The sequence below is a fragment of the Corynebacterium sp. genome (assembly GCF_043426755.1).
In the GTDB taxonomy this organism is placed as follows: Bacteria; Actinomycetota; Actinomycetes; order Mycobacteriales; family Mycobacteriaceae; genus Corynebacterium.
Genome location: NZ_JBHWRP010000020.1, coordinates 1 through 4,663, shown reverse-complemented (window position 1 = coordinate 4,663; position 4,663 = coordinate 1). Strand labels below are relative to the sequence as shown.

Sequence of the window (4,663 nt, the reverse complement as noted above, 5' to 3'; positions counted from 1 at the left end):
CGAGCTCGACCACTTCCGTCTGCATCGCCTGGTGGCATCGTGCAGCGTGTGCGTGGTCACCCCGCAGTGGGACGAACCCTTTGGACTTGTCGCTTTTGAGGCCATGGCCTGCGGGACCCCGGTGGCGGCCTTCGACCGCGGCGGCATGGGCGAATTACTCCGCGACGCGCCCGTCTCCCTCGCCCCATCGGGCAACGTGGAAGCACTTGCCGGTGCGATCCGCATCGCCGCGCGCATCGACAGACGCCACGTTGCCGCATGGGTTCGTGCCAATTACTCGCTGCACGCCACCGCCACCCGTTATGTCCAGCTCTACCACGAGGTGAAAGTTCAATGATCGGCCTCTACGCCCACCACCAAGGAAGCGGGCACCTTCGCCGGTGCCGCAGCATCCAAGAAGCCCTGTCCCAGCCCTCACAGATCCTCTCGAGCAGGTCTGGCGCAGATATCACGCTTGCAGACGATGCCGGCGCGAACGATCACGAGTACCCCGAAGTTAGCGCTGGTGAAACGTTGCACTACGCCCCCTACCACCACGCAGGAATGCGTGAGCGGATGGCCACCATCGCCGACTGGGTCAACACCCACCGCCCCGAGGCGTTTTATGTCGACGTATCCGTGGAGGTAGCAGTATTCGTTCGCCTCATGGGCGTTCCCGTGGTCACGTTGGCCATGCCAGGGGCACGCCAGGACACCCCACACCAACTTGGCTACGCGCAGGCCGAAGCGATCCTGGCGGCATGGCCGGACTGGGTGACAACACCACCACACCTTGCACCCCATGCCGACGCACTGCACCCAGTCGGCGGCATCTCCAGGCTGTGGCCCGAAGCCGGGATCGACCGCGACCCGCACCGCGTCGTGGTGCTCTCCGGCGCCGGCGGCAACAACTGGGACGCAGCAAGCTGGGAGGCTGTGCAACGCGCCTGCCCCGACTATTCTTTCGAGTTCCTTGGGGCCACCAACTTTGTTGAAGACCCCACCGCGCACCTGCAAACAGCTGGGGTAGTGGTGGCCGCAGCTGGGCAAAACTCCATCGCGGACCTGGCCGTCACCAACACCCCGGCGATCATCATCCCGCAACACCGCCCCTTCGACGAACAACATGCCACCGCGCAGGTACTGGACGAAGAAGGGCTGGCGGTGGTCGTCGACACGTTCCCCGCCCCCGAAAACTGGCCCGCCCTCATCCAACGTGCCCAACAACAGCCGACCCGGTGGGAGAAGTGGCAGTGCGAGGGCGCGGCGCGCCGGGCAGCGCGAGTGATCGAGGAGGTGGCGCAGCGATGCGCGCGGAAGTAATCGTCGTCACGCTTGCCAATGCCGCCAGACTCGATCACGTCCGGCGCCAAGCTGACCTGATCCCTGCAGGTGTTGAGCATATTGTTGTCGCGCTCGGTGATGCCGAACTGCTCCGTAGTGCATTGCCTGGCAGTGAGATCATCGATGCTGGGGCCGCGAACCTTGCTACCGCGCGCAACCGGGGTGGCGATGAGGCGGTGCGACGTGGTGCGGATGTGATCGTCTTCCTTGACGCTGACTGCCTGCCCGACGATCGCCTCCTGGTCAGCTATGCGGAGACCGCGCTCCAGCATCCGGAGACAGTGCTGGCAGGTCCTGTGACCTACTTGCCAGAAGGGGAGATCCGTACGAACAACCCACAGCCGCACCCGGCGCGGCCTAGCCCGCAGCCTGGGGAGATTCTGAAGGCGCAGCGCTATGAACTGTTCTGGTCGCTTTCTTTTGCCGTGACCGCGGGAACGTGGGAGAAGATCCGGGCGACATTCGGCGGTTTCGACGAAGGCTATGAGGGCTACGGCGGGGAAGATACGGACTTCGGCCAGCACCTCAAGCAGGCAGGTATTGACCTGCTGTGGGTGGGCGGCGCGCATGCGTATCACCAGTGGCACCCGGTGTCGGATCCGCCGGTGGAACACCTGTATGACATCGTGGCCAATGCCACCCGTTTCCATGACATCTGGGGGTGGTGGCCCATGGGTGGCTGGTTGGACAAATTTGAAGCGGCCGGCCTCGTTATGTTCGAGGACGGCCGCTGGACAATTAAGGGGGAGGGCTAGGGGCTAGAAGTCGAACCCGCCGAAATCGAAGCCACCGAAGTCTCCGCCAAAGTCGCCTCCGCCGAAGTCACCACCCATATCCCCGGCATCGCCCATGTCGCCGCCCATGTCACCGGCGTCGCCCATATCGCCGCCCATGTCGCCAGCTGCGAACTGCTCCGCCGACGGGGTGCCTGCCATGCCGGCAAACATTGCGGAGAACATCATCATCGACGAAGCCGTCCACATGCCGCTCATCATCGCAGGTGCCCACCATGCTGCCGAGTACCAGCCAGCTGGGACCGGGCGGCCGGCCACGTTGCCACCGGGGTAGTAGTTCGGGGTTTCGTCGGTAGCAACCGGGGAAGCGGTCAAAGTGGTGCCGTCTTCCTGGCGGATGGTGCGGCGCTCCGTCACCTTGCCCGCCAAGCGCTGGCCCTCCAGCTCAGGCAACTGCGGGCCGGGCGTCATGCCCATGATCTCGCGTGCCGCATTGACATAGTGCATGCCTTCCAGGGCGGACTCACGCGCCAGCTGTGCCTGCTTCGCGGTCGATGCCGTCGAAAGTGCAGAGGCCGCTGCGTTGTAGCGTTCGGAGGCATCCGCCATGGCCTGGGTGGAGGCTGCATCCTCTCCGGAAATGTTGAGTACCTGGGAACCGAGGCGGTCGACCCAGCGGCGCGCATCAGCAACCGCGTCCTCGAACTGGGCGGCTTCAAGTTCCTGCTGCCTCTTCTTATCGTTGCGTGAACTGATGTACCAGATAACGCCACCAGCGATGGCGATGAGAAGGAGGAGTTCCATAGTTGTCTACCTTGAATACTTGTGTCGGGGGCAGGTTATCTAACTACTTTCTCCAACGGCCGAGCCACCGATATTGTTCCCGTTTTGTCTGAAACCGGGGAGGTGGGTTAAGCTGATCGGTGCAACAGAGCTAGCATTATTGCAGCAGTGGTGCAGTGGGAATGTCGTATAGTGGCTAATACCTCAGCCTTCCAAGCTGAAGACGCGGGTTCGATTCCCGTCATTCCCTCCAACGTACGGCCCAGCTTGAAACCAGGCTGGGCCGTTTCCTTTTGTTCGGTTTAGCCCTCTGAGCTGGCGAATTGGTGGTTGCGCAAACCTTGTGTAATGTACTTCAAGGACACGGGGCGTGGCGCAGTTTGGTAGCGCACCTGCTTTGGGAGCAGGGGGTCGCAGGTTCAAATCCTGTCGCCCCGACGTGTTAAGAAAGGGCTTGCCGACGATCGGCAGGCCCTTTCTTTTTCTTTCTTAGTTCAGCGCCGTGTAACGCTGTGCAAGCTTGGATGACCCCAAGTGCGAGCCCGAAAAAGGGGGTTGGGTAGACTCGGCCAAGTACGTTTCAACAAAAGAATCCGTACGGGGCGTGGCGCAGTTTGGTAGCGCACCTGCTTTGGGAGCAGGGGGTCGCAGGTTCAAATCCTGTCGCCCCGACGAAGGCCGTGAAAGAACACGGCCCTAAAATCTTACTATCCATTTACAACGAATCCAGGAGAGTTACTCGTGCAGACTACCGTCGATAAGCTCAGCGACACTCGTGTCAAGCTGACCGTCAACGTTCCCTTCGAGGAACTCGGACCGGAAGTCGATCAGGCTTACGCGTCGATCGCTCAGCAGGTCACCATTCCCGGCTTCCGTAAGGGCAAGGCACCACGCCAGCTGATCGACGCGCGCTTCGGCCGTGGCCCGATCCTGGAGCAGGTTGTCAACGACATGCTGCCAACCCGCTACGAGAAGGCCTGCGTTGATAACGACATCAAGGCCATTAACCAGCCACAGATCGAGATCACAAAGATCGAAGACAACGAGTTCGTTGAATTCACCGCCGAGGTCGACGTTCGCCCAGAGATCACGGTTCCAGACTTCTCCAAGATCTCCGTCGAGGTCCCTGCCATCAAGGTGGACGACGAGGCACTGGACGAAGAGATCGACAGGCTGCGCGAGCGCTTCGGTGAGCTCAAGGACACCAAGCGCAAGATGAAGACTGGCGACTTCGCCATCATCGACATCGAGGCAGAGGTCGACGGCGAGAAGGTCGAAGAGGCAACCGCCGAGGGCCTGAGCTACCAGATCGGTGACGACGACCTGATCAAGGGCCTCGACACCGCACTGCGCGGCATGAAGACCGGCGAGGACAACGAGTTCACCGCTGAAATGCAGTTCGGCGAGCACAAGGGTAAGGAAGCTACCGTCAAGGTGCACGTTCAGCAGACCAAGGAGCGCAAGCTGCCTGAGTTTGATGACGAGTTCGCGCAGATGGCCTCCGAGTTCGACACCGCAGAGGAACTGCGCGAAAGCACCAAGAGCCAGCTGGAAGAGTCCAAGAAGGCACAGCAGGCAGCAGACATCCGCGACGAGGTCCTGAAGGCAGCACTTGCTGAGTCCGAGTTCGCGCTTCCAGAATCCGTCGTCGAAGAGCAGGTACACAACCAGCTGCACCAGCTGCTGGGCCAGATGGCGCACGACGAGAACGCCTTGGCACAGCTGCTAGAGGCACAGGGCACCACCCGCGAAGAGTTCGACAAGCAGTCCCGCGAGCAGGCTGAAGAGTCCGTGCGCACCCAGCTGTTCCTCGACGCTGTCGC

The 4,663-nt window shown here is 61.7% G+C and carries 5 protein-coding genes and 3 tRNA genes; 7 read left to right on the top strand and 1 reads right to left on the bottom strand.

Annotation, left to right across the window (positions count from 1 at the left end; genetic code table 11):
* From ACHFGA_RS01880 to ACHFGA_RS01870, 3 genes are all read left to right on the top strand, one after another.
* Positions 1–337 (top strand): glycosyltransferase (locus ACHFGA_RS01880; RefSeq protein WP_394280764.1); only part of this gene is annotated, 337 nt, incomplete at its 5' end.
* Positions 334–1,302 carry a glycosyltransferase gene (locus ACHFGA_RS01875; protein WP_394280763.1) on the top strand — a complete coding sequence of 323 codons (969 nt, stop codon included), beginning with the start codon at positions 334–336 and terminating at the stop codon, positions 1,300–1,302. The genes ACHFGA_RS01880 and ACHFGA_RS01875, both read left to right, overlap by 4 nt.
* Positions 1,287–2,078 carry a glycosyltransferase family 2 protein gene (locus tag ACHFGA_RS01870; RefSeq protein WP_394280762.1) on the top strand — a complete coding sequence of 264 codons (792 nt, stop codon included), beginning with the start codon at positions 1,287–1,289 and terminating at the stop codon, positions 2,076–2,078. Before ACHFGA_RS01875 ends, ACHFGA_RS01870 begins: the two co-directional genes overlap by 16 nt.
* 3 nt (positions 2,079–2,081) lie before the next feature.
* Here ACHFGA_RS01870 and ACHFGA_RS01865 read toward each other — a convergent pair whose 3' ends face one another.
* Positions 2,082–2,861 (bottom strand): DUF1542 domain-containing protein, encoded by a 780-nt coding sequence (locus ACHFGA_RS01865; protein WP_394280761.1) that lies wholly within the window; start codon positions 2,859–2,861, stop codon positions 2,082–2,084.
* 157 nt (positions 2,862–3,018) lie between these two features.
* Here ACHFGA_RS01865 and ACHFGA_RS01860 point away from each other — a divergent pair.
* The 4 genes from ACHFGA_RS01860 to tig all read left to right on the top strand — a co-directional run.
* Positions 3,019–3,093: transfer RNA gene (locus tag ACHFGA_RS01860), tRNA-Gly, on the top strand.
* 111 nt (positions 3,094–3,204) lie between these two features.
* Positions 3,205–3,278, top strand: a tRNA-Pro gene (locus tag ACHFGA_RS01855).
* A 160-nt stretch (positions 3,279–3,438) separates the two neighbouring features.
* Positions 3,439–3,512: transfer RNA gene (locus ACHFGA_RS01850), tRNA-Pro, on the top strand.
* A gap of 69 nt (positions 3,513–3,581) precedes the next feature.
* Positions 3,582–4,663: trigger factor (tig, locus tag ACHFGA_RS01845; protein ID WP_394280760.1), on the top strand; the 1,082-nt coding region annotated here is incomplete at its 3' end.

Bases quoted from the DNA above. Each gene is read 5' to 3' on its own strand.
- ACHFGA_RS01865 (WP_394280761.1), bottom strand. From the start codon at position 2,861: ATGGAACTCCTCCTTCTCATCGCCATCGCTGGTGGCGTTATCTGGTAC.
- ACHFGA_RS01870 (WP_394280762.1), top strand. From the start codon at position 1,287: ATGCGCGCGGAAGTAATCGTCGTCACGCTTGCCAATGCCGCCAGACTC.
- ACHFGA_RS01875 (WP_394280763.1), top strand. From the start codon at position 334: ATGATCGGCCTCTACGCCCACCACCAAGGAAGCGGGCACCTTCGCCGG.